We start from the raw sequence: 15,839 nt of genomic DNA on the forward strand, positions 1-15,839 counted from the left end.
AACGAGATCCTTGCAGCACCGGTGTCCACGTCAGTCATAAACTTGGCGCGCATTGTGCGTATCGACCCCCGAGTCCTTGAGACGTACACAGTGGAGTAGTCATGATTACGCGCATTCTTCAGTTGTCCGCCCGCGTGGCGAGCAACGCATGGGTCGAGGCCGGCGTGGGCGCCGATGCGGACATTCTGATCGCCGATCGGGGCGGCAAACGCGAAGAGCGTGCCACCTTTGGTCGACGCGCTCCCGGACAGCAGCGCTCGATCCACATGCAGGAGCCGAGCTGGTTGGGTGGCGTGGACCTGGCGATCTGGGAAACCCAGCGCTGTGCGATTCCGCTATGCGGATTCGTCTGCACGGCCTCTGCAGATGGCAGCACTGCCGCCACCTGGTTGAGTCAGGACAATGGCGAGGTGTACGCAGCGGGCCTGCGCAACGTGATGGATATCGGCGGCCGCCTGCAAATGGGGTTCTCCTTGCTGGTGGCCTCGTCGGCCAGCATGCCTACGCATCGTCCGCTCTGCATCGATGGCGATGTCAAACAATGGCTGCAGGTCGGCGGCAAAGTAGCCATGCTGCATCTCACGCCTTGGCAGCTGGGTCGCTATACGACTGCAGCCGGCGTACGGCCTGACTGGACCAGCGAGGAACACTTGGCGCAGATCGCGCGCGTTTAAGTGGGGGAATGTCAGGCAGCAAACATAAAGGGGCCCCTGGGGGCCCCTCGTCGTTCTGGTCGCGCGATGTTGTTTCAGCTACGGAAGGCGGCATGGTCATACGTCATGCATTTCGCATGCATCGCGCGCGGCTAGGGCATCAAGCCTTCGACCGGTTCGGCTTGGAACATCCGACTCAGGCTGAAGCTCCGGTCTTGGTGGCCTTGAGAGGTGATTGAACGGTGTGGATGCGTCGGGGGCAGAGCGGTTGATCTGCGGGTTTGCTGCAGGGCCCTTGCCCGCCCACCATCGCGGGACACGCCGCAAGTACGTCCCTGTAGGCTCTTACGCGGCATCCATGCCGCGTAAGGTCCCGCGACGGTGGGCAGGCAAGGACCAGTCGAGATGGTCGGTGTGCATGTTTTCGAGCAGCCTACGCACTGTCTGGCGTGGTGCAGCTTATGTCGTCATTGCTTGATTTGTCGTCGCACTAAAAAGCCCGGGTCGCGAACGACCCGGGCCAATGCTGGGTGCGCTGGCACCCAGCAGGTTCAGCGCTGGATGTCGCCGGTGGTGGAGCCGGCACCCGGACCTGCGCCCAGATCTGCACCGGTCACGCGGTCGAGCTCCGGATTGGAGAGCAGGCGCAACGACATCGCGTCCAATGCGTCGGTCTGGGTCGCGTCCAACCCAACCGTAGCCGAGCCGTCACCGCCATCGACTGCAGTCTGCAGTTCGCGGTCTGCAACCACGTCCCATTGCTCGCCGGCATTCCACGGACCCACCATGTCGCCTTCGCCCTGCGACATGTTGTAGTAGGTGTCGGTGAAGCGCGGGTCGCCCGGCAGCTTGCCCGGGGGGAAGTTCGGCTCGATCGAGTACAGCGCTTTCTCGAACGACTTCTGATGCGCCACCTCGCGTGTCATCAAAAAGCGCAGCGCATCCACGATGCCCGGATCGTCGGTGACGGTGATCAGACGCTCGTACACCAGCTTGGCGCGTGCTTCGGCGGCGATGTTGGAACGCAGGTCGGAGGTCGGGCAACCGATCGAGTCCACATACGCCGACGTCCACGGCACACCGCTGGAATTGACCAGCGCCGGGCCACCACCGTACAAGATCTGCTGGGTGTGACTGGTGCTGTTCTGGGTCATGGAGCGCATCTCCATGGCCTCTTCCATGCCTTCGGACAACACCGCCTTCGGTCCCTTGTTGAGCATGGCGATGATCGAGCCGATGATCTCCAGGTGGCTTAGTTCTTCGGTGGCGATATCGAACAGCAAATCCTTGCGGCCCGGATCGTCTTCGCCCAATGCCTGGGTGAAGTACTGCATCGCAGCGGCGAGTTCGCCCTGCGGTCCGCCAAATTGCTCGAGCATCAACGTGGCCAGATCCGGATTCGGTTCGGCAACGCGGACGGTGTACATCAACCGCTTGTTATGCATAAACATGGGTCGTGCTCCATGGCTAGCACCCGGGATGACTGCCACTGGGCAAGTGGGCATGAAAACGCGGGGCTCTGGCTTTCGGGGGTGATGCCCGCAGACGCGGGCAGACGCAGCGCGGCAGTGCCGCACTGCGCGATGCATCAGGCCGCTTTACTGGTCTTGGATGCTTTTTGGTTGCCACCTTGCTCGGCAAGCAAGGTCAGCTTTTCATCGGTGGCTTTTTCTTCTTCCAGGGTTGCAAGCAACAACGTGATCGCATCGGAGTAACCGAGCTGCTTGGCGATGGCCGCGATGGTGCCGTACGAGGCGATCTCGTAATGCTCCACTTTCTGTGCGCCACCGATCAGTGCCGCATCGCGCACCGGGCCGGCTTCGATCTCTTCGATCACCTCACGGCCTTCTTCGACCAGGCCTTCCATCGCCGCACACTTGATGCGCTTGAGTTTGATGCCGAGCAGTTCGACGATCTGGTCGATTCGCTCGATCTGGCCCTGGGTTTCTTCCAGATGCACCTTGAATGCCTCGACCAGCTTGGGCTCGGTCGCCGCACGTGCCAGGCGCGGCAGCGATTTTGTCAGCTGTTTTTCTGCGCTGTAGATGTCCGACAGTTCGTGGATGAAAAGCTCTTCAATTGTCTTGATTGCCATGGGCGGCTCCTTCGAGTGGATAGGTGGGTGAACAGTGCGGTGCATCGTGTGCGTGTCATGCCTTCAACTGCCTGCGAGACAGCGGCTCCGTCACGTCGGCATCGCATGCACGGACGTGACGTACGCCAGTGCTGCAAGGTCGCGGTGACCGGATTTCAAGCTGTCTCGCATGGGTCGCTAAGCTAGTCACCGACGTGTTAGCGGGATCGGTGGATGCGGTGATCCTGATGCGATGGCGGCCTGTGCCGTGGCCCGTGCAGGGAGGCTGCAAAAACAGCGCCGTGCAGACACCGCGATGCGCTACAACGGTGGACCACCACCGCGCGAGACGTCGGCATGACGCCATTGGACACGAGCGGCTAAAAAAACGTAGCGAGCAGCCGTCAGGCGGGTGCGGACGGCGCGCAGGAACCGGAGTCTACGAGTGCTACATGAGGATTCCGAGCACCGGCCGCGTCCGCCTGACGGCTACGCAGTAGTGTTGTTCGCCGCTCTAAACCGCTACGCCGAGAGCTGCACATCGGCGCGTCGGCCCATACCTTGATCATCGATCCTTAGGGCTTGAAGCTGGTCGAAAAGGGCAAGCGCAACGGTGTGGTATCGCGTTGGGATGAACTGGTCAGCGGCGATGCCGCACTGGCCCGCGCATTGCAGGCTTCACTCAGCGTCGCGTGAGTTCTGGCACTCGCGCAACAGCTCAGGCCGAGGGGAACAGACGCGCCAATTCGCGCACCGCCGCCGCAGAGGCTGCGTGATCCGGCGTGGCATCGGCGTTGTTGAAATCGTTCGCGCCTTGCGCTTGCACCAGCAGCCCATCGCGGCGTGGTACCACATTGAGATTGTGGCCACGCCAGACCAGCCCGTAGGTCACGTCCGGTTGCGGAATCAGGCGCGCGGTCTGCCCACGCACCGGGATGACGCTGTCGTCGCCAAGCAACGCACGCGCACCGTAGCCGGTGGCATTGACCAGGATCTTCTCGCGCAGATCGCCGAACTGGCGCGGGTGCTCGAAGCTGCGCGTGTACAGCTCGCCACCGGCCTGCAGAAAGTCGTCCATCAACAATCGCGCATAGGCGCTGAGGTTAAAGGTCAGCTGGCTATAGCGGCGCACGAACGGCACCGGGAACGGATGGCTGCCGGCAGCGACCGGCTGCGAGCGCGGGCCGAGGTCATGGATCAATTCGCGCTCCAGCGGCGGGTAGTCAGGTTCGTGTGCTTCGGCCGATGGAATCGGCTGGTCGAACGGCACATCCGATAACGCGTAACCATCGCGCCATTCGATCGGCTCGCCCGGCAGGCCGAGCAAGGTCTGGTAGCGGCGAAACGACAGGCGCGCCATCTCTTCCCAACGCGTCTTGAAGTCGGCCGTGGCGTGCTCGCTGGTGCACACGCGCGAGTCCGGCGACCACACGCCCGTTGCGTAGAACGAACGCACATCCGGCAGGCGTTCGCGTGCATAGATGCGCACGCGCAGGCCGGCGCGTTGTGCTACCAGCGCGGTGGTCAGTCCGATCGCGCCGCAGCCGATCACCGCCAGCTCGCGCGCATCGGCATCGGCCGCACGCACCAGCCGCAGCGCGTGTTCGGCCGCACCCCACGACAACGACCATCCGCTGCCGCCATGCCCGTAGTTGTGCACCACCGTCTTGCGACCGATGCGCTCGGCCTCGATCCGCGGCCCCTGCGCACGGAACGGCCGCGTGCAGCCGTTGATGGCAATGATGCGATCGACCGAGGCGTGGATCGGCGCCAGCGGCGGCGATGCGGCGAACTGGTTCGGCAGCGCGCCTGGCGCCGTAGCCGGCAGCGGCGAAGAAGGTGCTGCACTGGCAGGGCCGGTCGCGGCCCAGCTATTGGTGGAAGCGGCCGCAAGCGCAAGGCCGGCGCTCTGCAAAAAATGACGACGGTGCATGCGACTCCAAGTGTGTGGTGGATGGCAAGGCGATAGAAGGCAACGCGGCTTGCGCATGGAAGCAACATGCCCGGTGCGGCATCTGCACACGCCAGGCCTCTTTATGCACGGTAGCCGGCATCTTCAAGACACAGGGCGCAGCGCCGCAGACGCCGAGCATACCGCGCACCTGCACGCCTGCCACTGCCGGGCAGGCCGGGTTTCGTACCGCGATCCAGGCAATTGAGGCGCCGCTGGCGGCCATTCGTCGCTTGGGGCTTTCGGCTGCGCGCTTGCCGGCTATGCTCACCGCGTCCCAACCCAACGAGTCGTCCCCGTGTCTGCCAGCGTCTTTCTGATCGTACGTATCGTGTTCGCCTGGGCTGCGGCGTTGCTGGTGGCCGGGATCATGTGGGCGCAGCTGTTCGGTTCCACCGGCGCGTTCTTCGGGCTGATCTGCGTGGTGCTGCTGACGCTGGCCTTGATGAGTGCGATCACGCATGTGCGACGGGTGCGGCTGATCGCCGGGCGGCTGGATCACGACACCTTGTCGACCCGCCAGCGACGCCAGATCGAAGTGCCGCTGGACGTGCAGGCCAGCTTTGCCGTCGTCGAAGAGGCCGTACGCGCACTGCCGCGCATGCAGGACATCGAATGCGCACCGGGCAGCCTGCTGATCCGCGCCAAGGTGCGCCGTATCGATCCCTATGAAGGACGTCAGCCCTCGCGCTGGAACCTGTTCGCGCGCTTTGCGATCAAGCGCAATCAGGTGCTGGTGACGATCACGCCGGGGCAGGGCACCAGCAGCGTCACCGTGTTGTGCGAGCCTGATGCCGGCGCCTGGGTCGATTTGTTCGCAGTGGACGAGGGCAGCAATTTCGAGAACGCCGAGGCAATCAATCGCGCGGTGGTACGCCGGGTTGGCGAGCAGCGCCGCGACGAGCAGGCCGCAGCCGAGCAATCGGTAATGGAGAAGGAACTGGCCGTGGCACGGCTGAATCTGCTGCATGCCCAGGTCGAGCCGCACTTTCTCTACAACACGCTGGCCAGCGCGCAGGTGCTGGCCCGCACCGACCCGCCGAGCGCCGAGATCATGATCGGGCATCTGATCCACTACCTGCGCAGCTCGTTGCCCAGTGCCGACGGTGCCATCTCCAGCCTGGGCGAAGAACTCGAACGTACCCAGGCCTATCTGGAAATCTTGCGCATCCGCATGGGCACGCGCTTGGCCTTGCAAGTGGAAGTGCCGTACGAGCTGCGCGCGCTGCAGCTGCCCTCGATGATGCTGCAGACGCTGGTGGAAAACGCGATCAAGCACGGGCTGGAACCCAAGCCCGGCGGCGGCACGGTGTGGATCCTGGCGCGTCGCATCGACGACCATGCCACGCTCACCGTGGCCGACGATGGCCAGGGATTCAACACGCACAGCCAGGGCACCGGCATCGGTTTGAAGAACCTGCGCGAGCGGCTGCAGCTGATCTACGCAGGCAAGGCCAGCTTTGCCATCGTGTCCAATTTCCCCAGCGGGGTGGCCGCCACGATCACCTTGCCGCTGCCCGCGCATATCGCAGCGATGAGCATGCCGCCGCCGTTGCCCAACGCGCAGACACACACCACGCAGGTGCAGGCATGAGTGCGTTACGTGCGGTGATCGCCGAAGACGAGGCATTGCTGCGGCAATCGTTGCTGCAGTTGCTGGCGCAGGTGTGCCCGCAACTGCAGATCGTGGGCGAATGCGAGGACGGCGCCAGCGCGCTGGAAACCATCGCCGCGCAACAACCCGATGTGGTGTTTCTGGATATCCGCATGCCCGGGCTCACCGGCATCGAAGTGGCACGTGCGATGCGCGAGAGCAGCCCGCACACCCAGGTGGTGTTCGTCACCGCCTACGATCAGTACGCCATCGATGCGTTCGAACACGGCGCGGTGGATTACCTGCTCAAGCCTATCGGCCGCGAGCGCCTGCAGGCCACCTGGCAGCGCGTGCAACAGCGTGCCGCCGCCGGCCAGCCGGATGGCAGCGTGCTGGAGGCCCTATTGCAGCGCCTGTCCGCGCGCCCGGCTGCGCCCAGCACGCAACCGCCGCTGGCCTGGCTCACCGCCAGCAGCGGCCGCGAGACACGCCTGATCGCGCTGGACGAGGTGGCGTACTTCCAGGCCGATCAGAAATACACCACGGTGATGACCGCCGCCGGCGAAGCGATCCTGCGCACGCCGCTGCGCGAGTTGCTCGACGTGCTGGACCCGCAGGTGTTCAAGCAGATCCACCGTTCCACCATCGTCAACATGAAGGCGGTCGCCTCGGTGGTGCGCGACGACACCGGCAAGGGCCGGCTCGCCCTGCGCGGTCGCAGCGAAACGCTCACCGTCAGTCAGCCGTTCATGACCCTGTTCCGTGGCATGTAGTTCCCCCAATCGCATCGACTGAAAGGATTGCCTCAATGCGCCTGATTGCCTCCCTTGTGTATTGCCTGCTTGCCTTGGCCGGCTGCCACGACCGTAACGGCACCACCTCCATCACCCGCGCCACCAGCAATGGCCAGGACGTGATCTTCAGCAAGACCCTGGCCACCGCCACCGAAACCAACGTGCATTGCCTGGCCAGCAGCAGCGGCCACTGCCATTACCTGGTCTATGAAGAACACTGCGCCGCGCGCACGGCTGGCGCTGCGGCAGCCATACCGGCCTGCGCACGTACCACCCTGGACAGCTTTGCGTTGGCCCCAGGGCAGGTGCGCGCACTGCGTGGCATCCCGCGTGAGGCGCATACCTGCGTGGATGCCAAGGCACCCAGCGCCGATTGCCACGGCTAGGCGGTCGTCGGACACAAGCCTGAATACGCACTGACGACGAGCGGCCGCTTCTGCGATCATTACAGGCTTGTTGCCGGTTCACGGCGTCCTCACAGCCAGGCTCTTCATGTCCGAACAATCGCTACGCCGCGACGTTGGCCCCTTTGCCCTCATGCTCACCGGCCTGGGCTCGATCATCGGCTCCGGCTGGTTGTTTGGCGCCTGGCGCGCCGCCGGCCTGGCCGGCCCCGGCGCGATCTGGGCCTGGATCCTGGGTGCGGCGATCATCACCACCATTGCGCTGTCCTACGCGGAACTGGGCGCGATGTTCCCCGAGTCCGGCGGCATGGTGCGCTACAGCCATTACTCGCACGGCTCGCTGGTGGGCTTCATCGCCGGCTGGGCCAACTGGATCGCGATCGTCTCGGTGATCCCGGTCGAAGCCGAGGCCTCGGTGCAGTACATGGCCTCCTGGCCCTGGGCGTGGGCGCAAGGCCTGTACGTGCAGGCGCCCGGTGGAGCAGGGGAGTTGTCGGTGCCCGGCCTGCTGATCTCGGCGGTGCTGGTGCTGGTGTATTTCTTCCTCAATTTCTGGAGCGTCAAGCTGTTCGCGCGCTCCAACACCTTGATCACCGTGTTCAAACTGGTGGTGCCGGCAGCGACCGGCGTGGCCTTGATTGCCAGTGGCTTCCATAGCGAAAACTTCAGCGTGGGCATCCACGGCGACGAACACGTGATCGACCTGGCGGCGGTGCTCACCGCCGTGGCCACGGCCGGCATCGTCTTCAGCTTCAACGGCTTCCAGAGCCCGGTGAACCTGGCCGGCGAGGCGCGCAACCCGGGCCGCAGCATTCCGTTCGCGGTGCTGGGCTCGATCGCGCTGGCCACGGTGGTGTACGTGATCCTGCAGGTGGCCTACATCGGCGCGGTACCGCCGGAGTTGCTGGCCAAGGCCGGCTGGCACGGCATCGACTTCCGCTCGCCGTTCGCCGAGCTGGCCATCATCGTCAACCTGCACTGGCTGGCGATGCTGCTGTACATCGATGCGTTCGTCAGCCCCAGCGGCACCGGCATCACCTACACCGCCACCACCGCGCGCATGGTCTACGGCATGGAAAAGAACGGCACCATGCCGGCGGTGCTGGGCAAGCTGCACCCGGTGTGGGGTGTGCCGCGCATGGCGATGTTCTTCAACCTGGCGGTGTCGTTCGTGTTCCTGTTCTTCTTCCGCGGTTGGGGCACGCTGGCGGCGGTGATCTCGGTGGCGACCATCATTTCCTACCTCACCGGCCCGATCAGCGCGATGGCGCTGCGCCGTCACGCGCCCGAGCTGCACCGCCCGCTGCGTATCGCCGCCTTGCCGGTGCTGGCCGGTGTGGCCTTCGTGATGGCCACCGAGCTGCTGTACTGGGCGCGTTGGCCGCTGACCGGCGAGATCATCCTGCTGATGGTCGTGGCGTTGCCGGTGTACTGCTACTACCAGGCCAAGCAGGGCTGGCCGGATCTGGGCCGCAACCTCAAGGGCGCCGCCTGGATGATCTGCTACCTGCCGATGATCGCGCTGCTGTCCTGGGCCGGCAGCAGCGACTTCGGCGGTCACGGCTATCTGAGCTACGGCACCGATCTGGCGGTGGTGGCGGCGGTGGGCGTGGTGTTCTACATCTGGGGCGTGCGCAGCGGTTGGCGCACGCCGTCGGTCGAGCGAGCGGTTGCGGAAGCGTAACAACGGCATCAGACGCTGCGCTTACCCTCGGTAGGCGCAGCCGTTGCTTGCCAAGGCTTGCATCGCGCGCGCGCTGCAGTTGTTCCGCGACGTTTGCACCGGTTTGGCAACCCGCGCTACGTGGTGTTGGTCGCTGCAGGTGTCGACCAGCTTTTGAAAAAGAGGCCATCCACATGGAAACGGCCGGTGCAGCTGCACCGGCCGTTTTTGTTTTGCTTCATGGCGCAGGCCATTGTCGTGCGGTGACTCAATGGCTGGAAAGACTGCTTACGCCACGCGAGTCGTTTCTGCAGGTTTCTATGCGTTGGCCACCAGCCGCGGCGCACCGTCGAAACGGTCCAGATCGCGCAGCAATTCGGTGTAGCGGCGCAGCCGGCCCATCTCGCGCATGTTGACGATGTCCTCGTGGCGCAGCTCGCGCCTGGAGGTCACGTCCTGCTTGTAGCGCAACACTTCCGGGTAGCTGCGGGTCATGTCCAGCGCATCGGCGACGCACTCGACCGAATCGGCGTCCGGTGTCAGCCGCGCGCGGCTATTGAAGGCGCGCAACCAGCGTTCGAAACCGGCGCTGTGATCGAACAGATCGGCGATGTACCACATGACGAACAGGATCGACGCCCACGAAGTGAAGATGATCACCACCCGGCTGAAGGTCAGGTGGTAGTCGTTCTGCCACAACTGGTGCGTGATCACCCCCAGCAGCACCAGCGAGATGGCCTGCCAGCCGATGATCGAGGCGATCACCCACTGTTTCTTCGCCACAGTGAGCAGGGCGAGCTCCTCGTCGAGCTGCTGGTCGGTCTTCTCGCGCCACTTGGCGACCTGCTCGTCGAAGGGGAGGCGATGGAGTGCGTTGTCCTGCAATAGCAGGCCCAAACCCTGGAACAAAGCGATCATGACAAGCTCCCGACGGATGGCTGGTACGAACGACTTGCTGCACTGGCGGTTGCCAGATGCGCTGGAGCGACCGACCCAACACCACAGGACCATGCGGCGTTTTGTCAGACGGCCTTAGTTCTAGCACTTTCGCCGTGCATGGCAATGCCCGATGCGAACCAATCGCCCTGCATTCCTGCGCACTCGCCCACAAATCGCAGTATTCAGGCGGTTTGCTGCGTTCTGATCCACAGGGCGGCCACGCTGCGGCGCGTTTCTTGCTGCACTGCACACCTGCGCGCGCGTGGAGACGCGTGCTGCAGCAGCCGGCCAGCCCGCACGGACCAGCCCGCCGCAGTGCCGCCGTGAGCGTGAAGGCAGCGCAACCACGACATGGCGTTGCAGACGGCTGCGTATCATCGCCGCATGTCTGCCGTCCTGCGTACCCTCACCGCCCCTGCCGCCGAACAGATCCGCCGCTGGGTGCTGGGCGCGTTCCCGCGCGGCCAGAGCAGCATCGAATACGACCAGCCGCTGGGCGACCCCGGCATCTTCGGGCCCGACAGCGTCACCTGGCGCGTGCATTCGGAGTTCCCCGGCATGCTGTCCGGCGGGCTGTGCGCGTTGATGCTGCAACTGCTGCACCCGCGCGCGCTGGCCGGGGTCTACGACCATTCCAACTTCCGCGCCGACCTGATCGGGCGGCTGCGCAGAACCACCAATTTCGTTGCCGGCACCACCTACGCACCGCGTGCGGAAGCCGCGCAGTTGATCGCCCGCGTGCGCAAGATTCATGCGCATATCCGCGGCCATACCGCCGACGGCGTGGCGTACGAGGCCAACGATCCACAACTGCTGACCTGGGTGCATGTCACCGAGGCCTACGGCTTTTTGCAGGGCTGCCGGCGCTATTGCCGCGACGTGCCGGTTGCCATCGCCGACCGCTATTACGACGAGGCGCGACGTGTGGCCGAGGCGCTGGGCGCCACCGACGTGCCAGCCAGCCAGGCGCAGGTGGATGCGTATTTTGCCGGCATGCGAGGGCAGCTGCGCATGGACGCACGCTCGCGCGAGGTACTCGACATTCTCACCAGTATCCAGCTGCCGGTGCCTGCGGCAGGTTTATCGCGCGGGGTGTTTCTCGGTGCCGGCACTGCCTTGCTGCCGGGCTGGGCCAGCGACATGCTTGGCCGCACCACGATGCAACGCACGCAGGCGCGTGCCTCGGCGCGTCTGTTGCGCAGCCTGTCGCCGCTGTTTCGCACTGCGTTACGCCACGACGGGTTGTCTGCGCGTGCGTGTCGGCGGATGCAGTTGCCGCCGGCAATGTTGTTGCAGTGGCCTGTCGACACCGAACTCATGCAAGAAAAATGAGCCGTCAAGCGTCGCTAACAGTCGGCGGGCGGCCCTTGCATGGACACGAACCACGCAGAGGAGCTGTAGTTTCTACCCGGAGCACTGGCGTCATGACACTGGTCACACCTACGTGGATGCATTGGTCCCAAATCCGCTGGGTGATGCAAGTTGCATGATGTGTATCTCCTCGTTGCGATAACAGAACGCTAATCGCGTGCGAGGAGCGCAAGCCCAAATCCGCTGCGGCCGTAATCATTCCCGTTATAAAGCATATAGCGCTGGCCATCGTGGTCGAAAACGAAAGGGTACTCGATCATCTCCGAGTCCCAGCCGCTCTCCGAGGGCGAAATGCCCGCGCGTGCGTCAAGCCGTTGCCAGTGCACTCCATCAGCGGATTCCGCATAGCCGATCCGGTACGCCTGTCCACGGTACGAGTACCACATGCGCCAACGATCGGTATCTCGTATGACAGATGGACGAGAGATGGCATATTCCTGCGTATCAATGAAATCGATGGCAACTTTGCCGTCGCGGTTCCAGTGGATCCCGTCTTTCGATTCGGCGTACTTGATGTGGTAACGATGCACCGGCTTTCCATCACGCAGCTCCCATCCGGTGCAGGACAGATACCACATTCGCCAGAGATCCGTATCTGGAATCACACAGCAGCTTGCGCAGAAATGCGGCTCGTCTGCCGAACGATCGACAATCGGACCTGGGCGGTAGCGAGTAAAGTGTTTTTCGTCGGCTTGAGACATCGCCAAACCGATCGCATTGCGGAACGGCACAGTCACGCCCAGGTTCCAGCCGATGTAATACAGGAAGCGACGCTCTCCCTGTTCAGCCAGCCATGTCGCCATGGCACCGCTGTCGTCGAATTCTCCCAATTGCCCGGGAAGCAGAACCGGCTCCGAGGCGATTTCGAGCACCTCCTGCGGCCGACGGATGTCGACCACTATCCAGCTGGTTACACTACGATTGTGTTGATCACGGCTACTGAAATAGATGCGATAGAGATCGGCTTCGATGCGTTCTGCAATCGGTACCGCAGCATGCGTAACGAGCCAAGGGCGCTGCCCTTGTGCGTTGAAGACCAAGCCTAGTTTTTTCCAACGTTCTGGCATGAAGCGAACTTCTCTGGCTGGGGCGTCTTGTGATATTGCATTGACGATCAACGGTGTCGCGGAACCGGCGCAGGACGCAAGATGCGCCGGGAATGCGGCTTAGGCCAGCGCGCGCTGCAAGGCCTCGATGACGCGATCCTGTTGTGTCTCGCTGAGGCCTGTCCATAACGGAAGCCTCAGCAGACGTTCCGCCTGGCGCTCCGTCACCGGCAGATCGCCTGCCGCGTGCCCATGGCGTCGACCTGCTGGAGATGTGTGCAGCGGGACATAGTGAAACACACAACCAATACCCTGTGCCTTGAGCGTTTCCAGAATCCGCTGACGTTCGCTTTCATCATCCAGAAGCACGTAATACATATGTGCATTATGCTGGCAGTCGTCCGGCACTATCGGGCGCCTTAATGCGCCGGTCTGCTCGAGTGGTTGCAGGGCTTGATGATAGCGCTGCCACGTTTCCAACCTTCCCTTCGTAATGCGTTCTGCTTCTTCCAATTGTGCCCAAAGAAATGCTGCCGTGAGTTCACCCGGGAGAAACGAGGATCCCACCTCCTGCCAGGTATATTTATCGACCTCGCCACGGAAGAAACGGCTACGGTCTGTACCTTTCTCGCGAATGACCTCGGCTCGCTGCGCAAGCACCGCATCACGCACTAGTAGTGCTCCCCCTTCGCCGCAGATCACGTTCTTGGTCTCATGAAAGCTGTATGCGCCTATATGGCCAAGTGCACCTAAGGGGTGTCCTTTGTAGCTCGCCATGACGCCTTGCGCAGCATCCTCAACGACGTGCAGCCCATGTCGTTCGGCAATGTCGAGGATGCGATCCATCGCACATGCGACGCCCGCGTAATGGACCGGTACGATGGCGCGCGTACGCGAGGTGATCGCTTGTTCCACCAGCGTCTCGTCCAGATTCAAGGTGTCTTCGCGAATGTCCACAAACACCGCCACACCGCCTCGTAGCGCGAACGCATTGGCGGTTGAGACAAACGTGTAAGACGGCATGATGATTTCGTCGCCCGGCTGGATATCCAGCAGCAAGGCAGCGATCTCCAGTGCGGCGGTGCAGGAGTGCGTCAAAAGCGCACGGTATCCGGTGCGCGCTTCCAGCCATCCATGGCAGCGCCGGGTGAAAGGACCATCTCCGGCAAGCCGACCATTGAAGTGCGATTCTGCGATGTAGTACAGCTCCTTCCCCGTCATGTGCGGCCAGTTGAAAGGAATGGTGTCGGTCGTCATGCGGCGAATCCGTAGGTTGAAGACATGGGTTGTGATCGGGATGAGCGATGTACTCGGCTCACTGTTGGACGCAGCGTCGCCTGGTTACGTGGAGATTGGCTGATTGCCAGTTCTGCAAGATCATCGGTGTCCCATGCAAGCGTTCACGGCAATAGACATCCAATAAATCGAACAGCTGGTCGTTGCCGAACAAGGTGAGTCCGTCCGGTTGTTTGAATCGGGCTACCAAACCACGTCCTGCACGCGTCTGGCTGGCAGCGACAGAATTGGGAACAAGCGTGAAGGCGCCCAGCGAATAAAGCCTGTAATGATGATTTCCGGCAGTCCGGCCCAGCACCGGATAGGCCGCTTCTAGCGGGAAAGTGCTTCCCCAGCTGGCAACCGACCCATGCGGTAGCGCACGCAGGTTCTGACGCATCAGCATGTCTTGCACGCGCGTTGCTTGTGAGGCGGTCACTGCATTGACGGCGGCGAATCCGGCCGCCGTAAGAAGCAATGCAGTGATGATGTGGGAGCTTCTGCGCGAGGTCGACTGGGCCAGCAGCGGAGCGATCAACAACAGCGAGAGCACTGGCACATAGACGCGGATGACGCCGGGGCGGCCAACAAACCCTAGAGCGAACATCGCGCCGATGCTGACTAGCCAGGCAAGCCCGACGCGCATGTTTGGCCTGAGTAACGCCAATGCCACTGCCGGAATAAGGAGCGGCAACAATACCGGGTGCAGCAGAGTCTGCACGCCTTTCCAGCCAGATTGCAGGCCGCTCTCGCGGACCAGGACAAACCCGGCGTCGGCAAGCATGGCCGTCAGCGCGTCGGGATTTGCCAGTGCCGGATCGACAAAGAACCATCGCGAGATCAGGGTGAGGTCATTGCTCGAATAACCATACCGGGCAAGTAGCTCCGGCCGCTGTAGTAACGACTGCGCCGCGCCAAAATCTGTATATGGGGCGCGGCTCAAATTGAGCTCACGAAAAGCCTGCCAATCGGCTGCTTGATACGCATGCCAATCCAGCCACCCAGCGATCAGCATCAACAATGCAAGCGTACCCAACGCAACCCAGTGGGCGTCGATTCGTGTCAGGCCTCCGCTCCAGCGCAACGATCTTGGGCGAAGGCGCGAAGATTGCGGGATGAGCCAACCCAGTAGCGGAGACGCAACCGCCAATACCAACATCAGCTCCTGGCTACGAATCAGATAGCTGAAAAACAACAGCACCACGCCACACCAGAGCGCAAGGGGGCTGCGTTGACGCGCATGGACGGCCAGACAAACCAATCCCGCGACGGCAAGCAGGCCTGCATTGACGGTAAACTGCGGAAACAATACTGGCCGCACCAACAACAGCATTACTGCAGCCGTTGCGGTCAGCCAATGACTGCCAAGACGCGTGAGTCCGTGCAAAATGACTGCGCCGACCAATACCAGAACGCCCAGGGTAGCGATCGAATAACCATCGACGCCCGCGACGCTAGGTAGCGCGCGCACCAGGTAGCCCCAGATCACATTGGAGAAGACGATATTCGGACTGCCACTTGCTGCGATGCCGTAACCGTGCGCAAGCATGGACATGCCCACGTCATCGTTAGTTTCCCAGCGCGGCGGCCAGCATAGGCATAGCAAAAAGACCAGGAGGCCGCTAAATGCAAGCGCGCTCGCTTGCCTCAAACGCGTCTGCAAGCGCTTTGCGAGCGATGAATCAGCCACGTGCAGCGACCACAGTGCCTGCCACGATCAGGCCGACACCTATGAGTCGTTGCCAGGTCAACGGCTCGGATAGGAGCCAGCCGCTCAGCAATACCACGATGACAAAGTTCATGCTCATAAAGGGATATGCATGGCTGAGCTCGAAGCGGGTCATTGCCGCCATCCACGCAAGCGATGCCAGAAACGCAGCGGCGAAGCCGGAAAAGATCGCCGGATCGAACAGCAGCATCACCAGAAACTTGAGCTTCGCCAGCGCTTCGGGCGGCAGTGCGCCCAATTTGCCGATGCGCCACTTCAAGATGAGTTGCCCATACACTGTGAAGACAATGGTGGCAACGATATAAAGATAATCCAGCGGGCGAGCCATCAATGGTTGCTCCGCTGA

Annotated in this window: 14 protein-coding genes and 1 other RNA gene; 6 read left to right on the forward strand and 9 right to left on the reverse strand. The window is 62.8% G+C overall.

Features of this window, described 5'->3' with window-relative positions; all coding sequences use genetic code 11:
• The first annotated feature begins 101 nt into the window (after nucleotides 1-101).
• A complete protein-coding gene (locus NYR97_RS11920) occupies nucleotides 102-674 on the forward strand; it encodes a hypothetical protein (RefSeq protein WP_316693267.1) in 573 nt (190 codons plus the stop codon).
• Nucleotides 675-1,204: 530 nt separating this feature from the next.
• On the opposite strand, the gene NYR97_RS11925 is transcribed toward NYR97_RS11920, so the two are convergent.
• The 4 genes from NYR97_RS11925 to NYR97_RS11940 all read right to left on the reverse strand — a co-directional run bounded on the left by NYR97_RS11925 (nucleotide 1,205) and on the right by NYR97_RS11940 (nucleotide 4,660).
• On the reverse strand, nucleotides 1,205-2,104 hold the full coding sequence (locus NYR97_RS11925; RefSeq protein ID WP_316693268.1) for a manganese catalase family protein: 900 nt from the start codon (nucleotides 2,102-2,104) through the stop codon (nucleotides 1,205-1,207).
• A 137-nt stretch (nucleotides 2,105-2,241) separates the two neighbouring features.
• Entirely contained in the window at nucleotides 2,242-2,748 is a 507-nt protein-coding gene (locus NYR97_RS11930; RefSeq protein WP_074058568.1) for a YciE/YciF ferroxidase family protein, read from the reverse strand.
• Nucleotides 2,749-3,105: 357 nt separating this feature from the next.
• Nucleotides 3,106-3,181, reverse strand: a non-coding RNA gene (locus NYR97_RS11935) — sX9 sRNA.
• Nucleotides 3,182-3,445: 264 nt separating this feature from the next.
• Nucleotides 3,446-4,660, reverse strand: coding sequence for an FAD-dependent oxidoreductase (locus NYR97_RS11940; RefSeq protein WP_316693272.1), 1,215 nt, complete (start codon nucleotides 4,658-4,660; stop codon nucleotides 3,446-3,448).
• 316 nt (nucleotides 4,661-4,976) lie between these two features.
• Between NYR97_RS11940 and NYR97_RS11945 the strand changes: the two genes are divergently transcribed.
• The 4 genes from NYR97_RS11945 to NYR97_RS11960 all read left to right on the forward strand — a co-directional run bounded on the left by NYR97_RS11945 (nucleotide 4,977) and on the right by NYR97_RS11960 (nucleotide 9,154).
• The gene (locus NYR97_RS11945; protein WP_316693274.1) at nucleotides 4,977-6,272 is read left to right on the forward strand and encodes a sensor histidine kinase; all 1,296 of its coding nucleotides are present in this window, start codon (nucleotides 4,977-4,979) and stop codon (nucleotides 6,270-6,272) included.
• Entirely contained in the window at nucleotides 6,269-7,045 is a 777-nt protein-coding gene (locus tag NYR97_RS11950) for a LytR/AlgR family response regulator transcription factor (RefSeq protein WP_205392594.1), read from the forward strand. Before NYR97_RS11945 ends, NYR97_RS11950 begins: the two co-directional genes overlap by 4 nt.
• Nucleotides 7,046-7,080: 35 nt before the next feature.
• A complete protein-coding gene (locus NYR97_RS11955) occupies nucleotides 7,081-7,452 on the forward strand; it encodes a hypothetical protein (RefSeq protein WP_205392593.1) in 372 nt (123 codons plus the stop codon).
• Between the two features lie 106 nt (nucleotides 7,453-7,558).
• Complete coding sequence (locus tag NYR97_RS11960) at nucleotides 7,559-9,154, forward strand: APC family permease (RefSeq protein WP_205392592.1); 1,596 nt, start codon at nucleotides 7,559-7,561, stop codon at nucleotides 9,152-9,154.
• Nucleotides 9,155-9,451: 297 nt separating this feature from the next.
• On the opposite strand, the gene NYR97_RS11965 is transcribed toward NYR97_RS11960, so the two are convergent.
• The gene (locus tag NYR97_RS11965; protein ID WP_205392591.1) at nucleotides 9,452-10,144 is read right to left on the reverse strand and encodes a hypothetical protein; all 693 of its coding nucleotides are present in this window, start codon (nucleotides 10,142-10,144) and stop codon (nucleotides 9,452-9,454) included.
• Nucleotides 10,145-10,456: 312 nt separating this feature from the next.
• Between NYR97_RS11965 and NYR97_RS11970 the strand changes: the two genes are divergently transcribed.
• A complete protein-coding gene (locus NYR97_RS11970) occupies nucleotides 10,457-11,404 on the forward strand; it encodes an oxygenase MpaB family protein (protein ID WP_316693282.1) in 948 nt (315 codons plus the stop codon).
• A 188-nt stretch (nucleotides 11,405-11,592) separates the two neighbouring features.
• Here the strand turns inward: NYR97_RS11970 and NYR97_RS11975 are convergent, their stop codons facing one another.
• The 4 genes from NYR97_RS11975 to NYR97_RS11990 form a co-directional block, all read right to left on the reverse strand.
• Nucleotides 11,593-12,510, reverse strand: a complete 918-nt coding sequence (locus NYR97_RS11975; protein WP_205392589.1) for a glycoside hydrolase family protein — start codon at nucleotides 12,508-12,510, stop codon at nucleotides 11,593-11,595.
• A 99-nt stretch (nucleotides 12,511-12,609) separates the two neighbouring features.
• A complete protein-coding gene (gene rffA, locus NYR97_RS11980) occupies nucleotides 12,610-13,746 on the reverse strand; it encodes a dTDP-4-amino-4,6-dideoxygalactose transaminase (protein WP_210762293.1) in 1,137 nt (378 codons plus the stop codon).
• A 58-nt stretch (nucleotides 13,747-13,804) separates the two neighbouring features.
• Nucleotides 13,805-15,319 carry a hypothetical protein gene (locus NYR97_RS11985; protein ID WP_316693288.1) on the reverse strand — a complete coding sequence of 505 codons (1,515 nt, stop codon included), beginning with the start codon at nucleotides 15,317-15,319 and terminating at the stop codon, nucleotides 13,805-13,807.
• A 127-nt stretch (nucleotides 15,320-15,446) separates the two neighbouring features.
• On the reverse strand, nucleotides 15,447-15,821 hold the full coding sequence (locus NYR97_RS11990) for an EamA family transporter (RefSeq protein ID WP_232372162.1): 375 nt from the start codon (nucleotides 15,819-15,821) through the stop codon (nucleotides 15,447-15,449).
• Between the last annotated feature and the right edge of the window lie 18 nt (nucleotides 15,822-15,839).

The organism is Xanthomonas hydrangeae (genome assembly GCF_032697525.1).
In the GTDB taxonomy this organism is placed as follows: Bacteria; Pseudomonadota; Gammaproteobacteria; order Xanthomonadales; family Xanthomonadaceae; genus Xanthomonas; species Xanthomonas hydrangeae.

Excerpts from the sequence above, each read along its gene's own strand:
- NYR97_RS11920 (WP_316693267.1), top strand. The coding sequence starts at position 102 with ATGATTACGCGCATTCTTCAGTTGTCCGCCCGCGTGGCGAGCAACGCA.
- NYR97_RS11925 (WP_316693268.1), bottom strand. The coding sequence starts at position 2,104 with ATGTTTATGCATAACAAGCGGTTGATGTACACCGTCCGCGTTGCCGAA.
- NYR97_RS11930 (WP_074058568.1), bottom strand. The coding sequence starts at position 2,748 with ATGGCAATCAAGACAATTGAAGAGCTTTTCATCCACGAACTGTCGGAC.
- NYR97_RS11940 (WP_316693272.1), bottom strand. The coding sequence starts at position 4,660 with ATGCACCGTCGTCATTTTTTGCAGAGCGCCGGCCTTGCGCTTGCGGCC.
- NYR97_RS11950 (WP_205392594.1), top strand. The coding sequence starts at position 6,269 with ATGAGTGCGTTACGTGCGGTGATCGCCGAAGACGAGGCATTGCTGCGG.
- NYR97_RS11955 (WP_205392593.1), top strand. The coding sequence starts at position 7,081 with ATGCGCCTGATTGCCTCCCTTGTGTATTGCCTGCTTGCCTTGGCCGGC.
- NYR97_RS11960 (WP_205392592.1), top strand. The coding sequence starts at position 7,559 with ATGTCCGAACAATCGCTACGCCGCGACGTTGGCCCCTTTGCCCTCATG.
- NYR97_RS11965 (WP_205392591.1), bottom strand. The coding sequence starts at position 10,144 with ATGGTCCTGTGGTGTTGGGTCGGTCGCTCCAGCGCATCTGGCAACCGC.
- NYR97_RS11970 (WP_316693282.1), top strand. The coding sequence starts at position 10,457 with ATGTCTGCCGTCCTGCGTACCCTCACCGCCCCTGCCGCCGAACAGATC.
- NYR97_RS11975 (WP_205392589.1), bottom strand. The coding sequence starts at position 12,510 with ATGCCAGAACGTTGGAAAAAACTAGGCTTGGTCTTCAACGCACAAGGG.
- rffA (WP_210762293.1), bottom strand. The coding sequence starts at position 13,746 with ATGACGACCGACACCATTCCTTTCAACTGGCCGCACATGACGGGGAAG.
- NYR97_RS11985 (WP_316693288.1), bottom strand. The coding sequence starts at position 15,319 with ATGTCCATGCTTGCGCACGGTTACGGCATCGCAGCAAGTGGCAGTCCG.
- NYR97_RS11990 (WP_232372162.1), bottom strand. The coding sequence starts at position 15,821 with ATGGCTCGCCCGCTGGATTATCTTTATATCGTTGCCACCATTGTCTTC.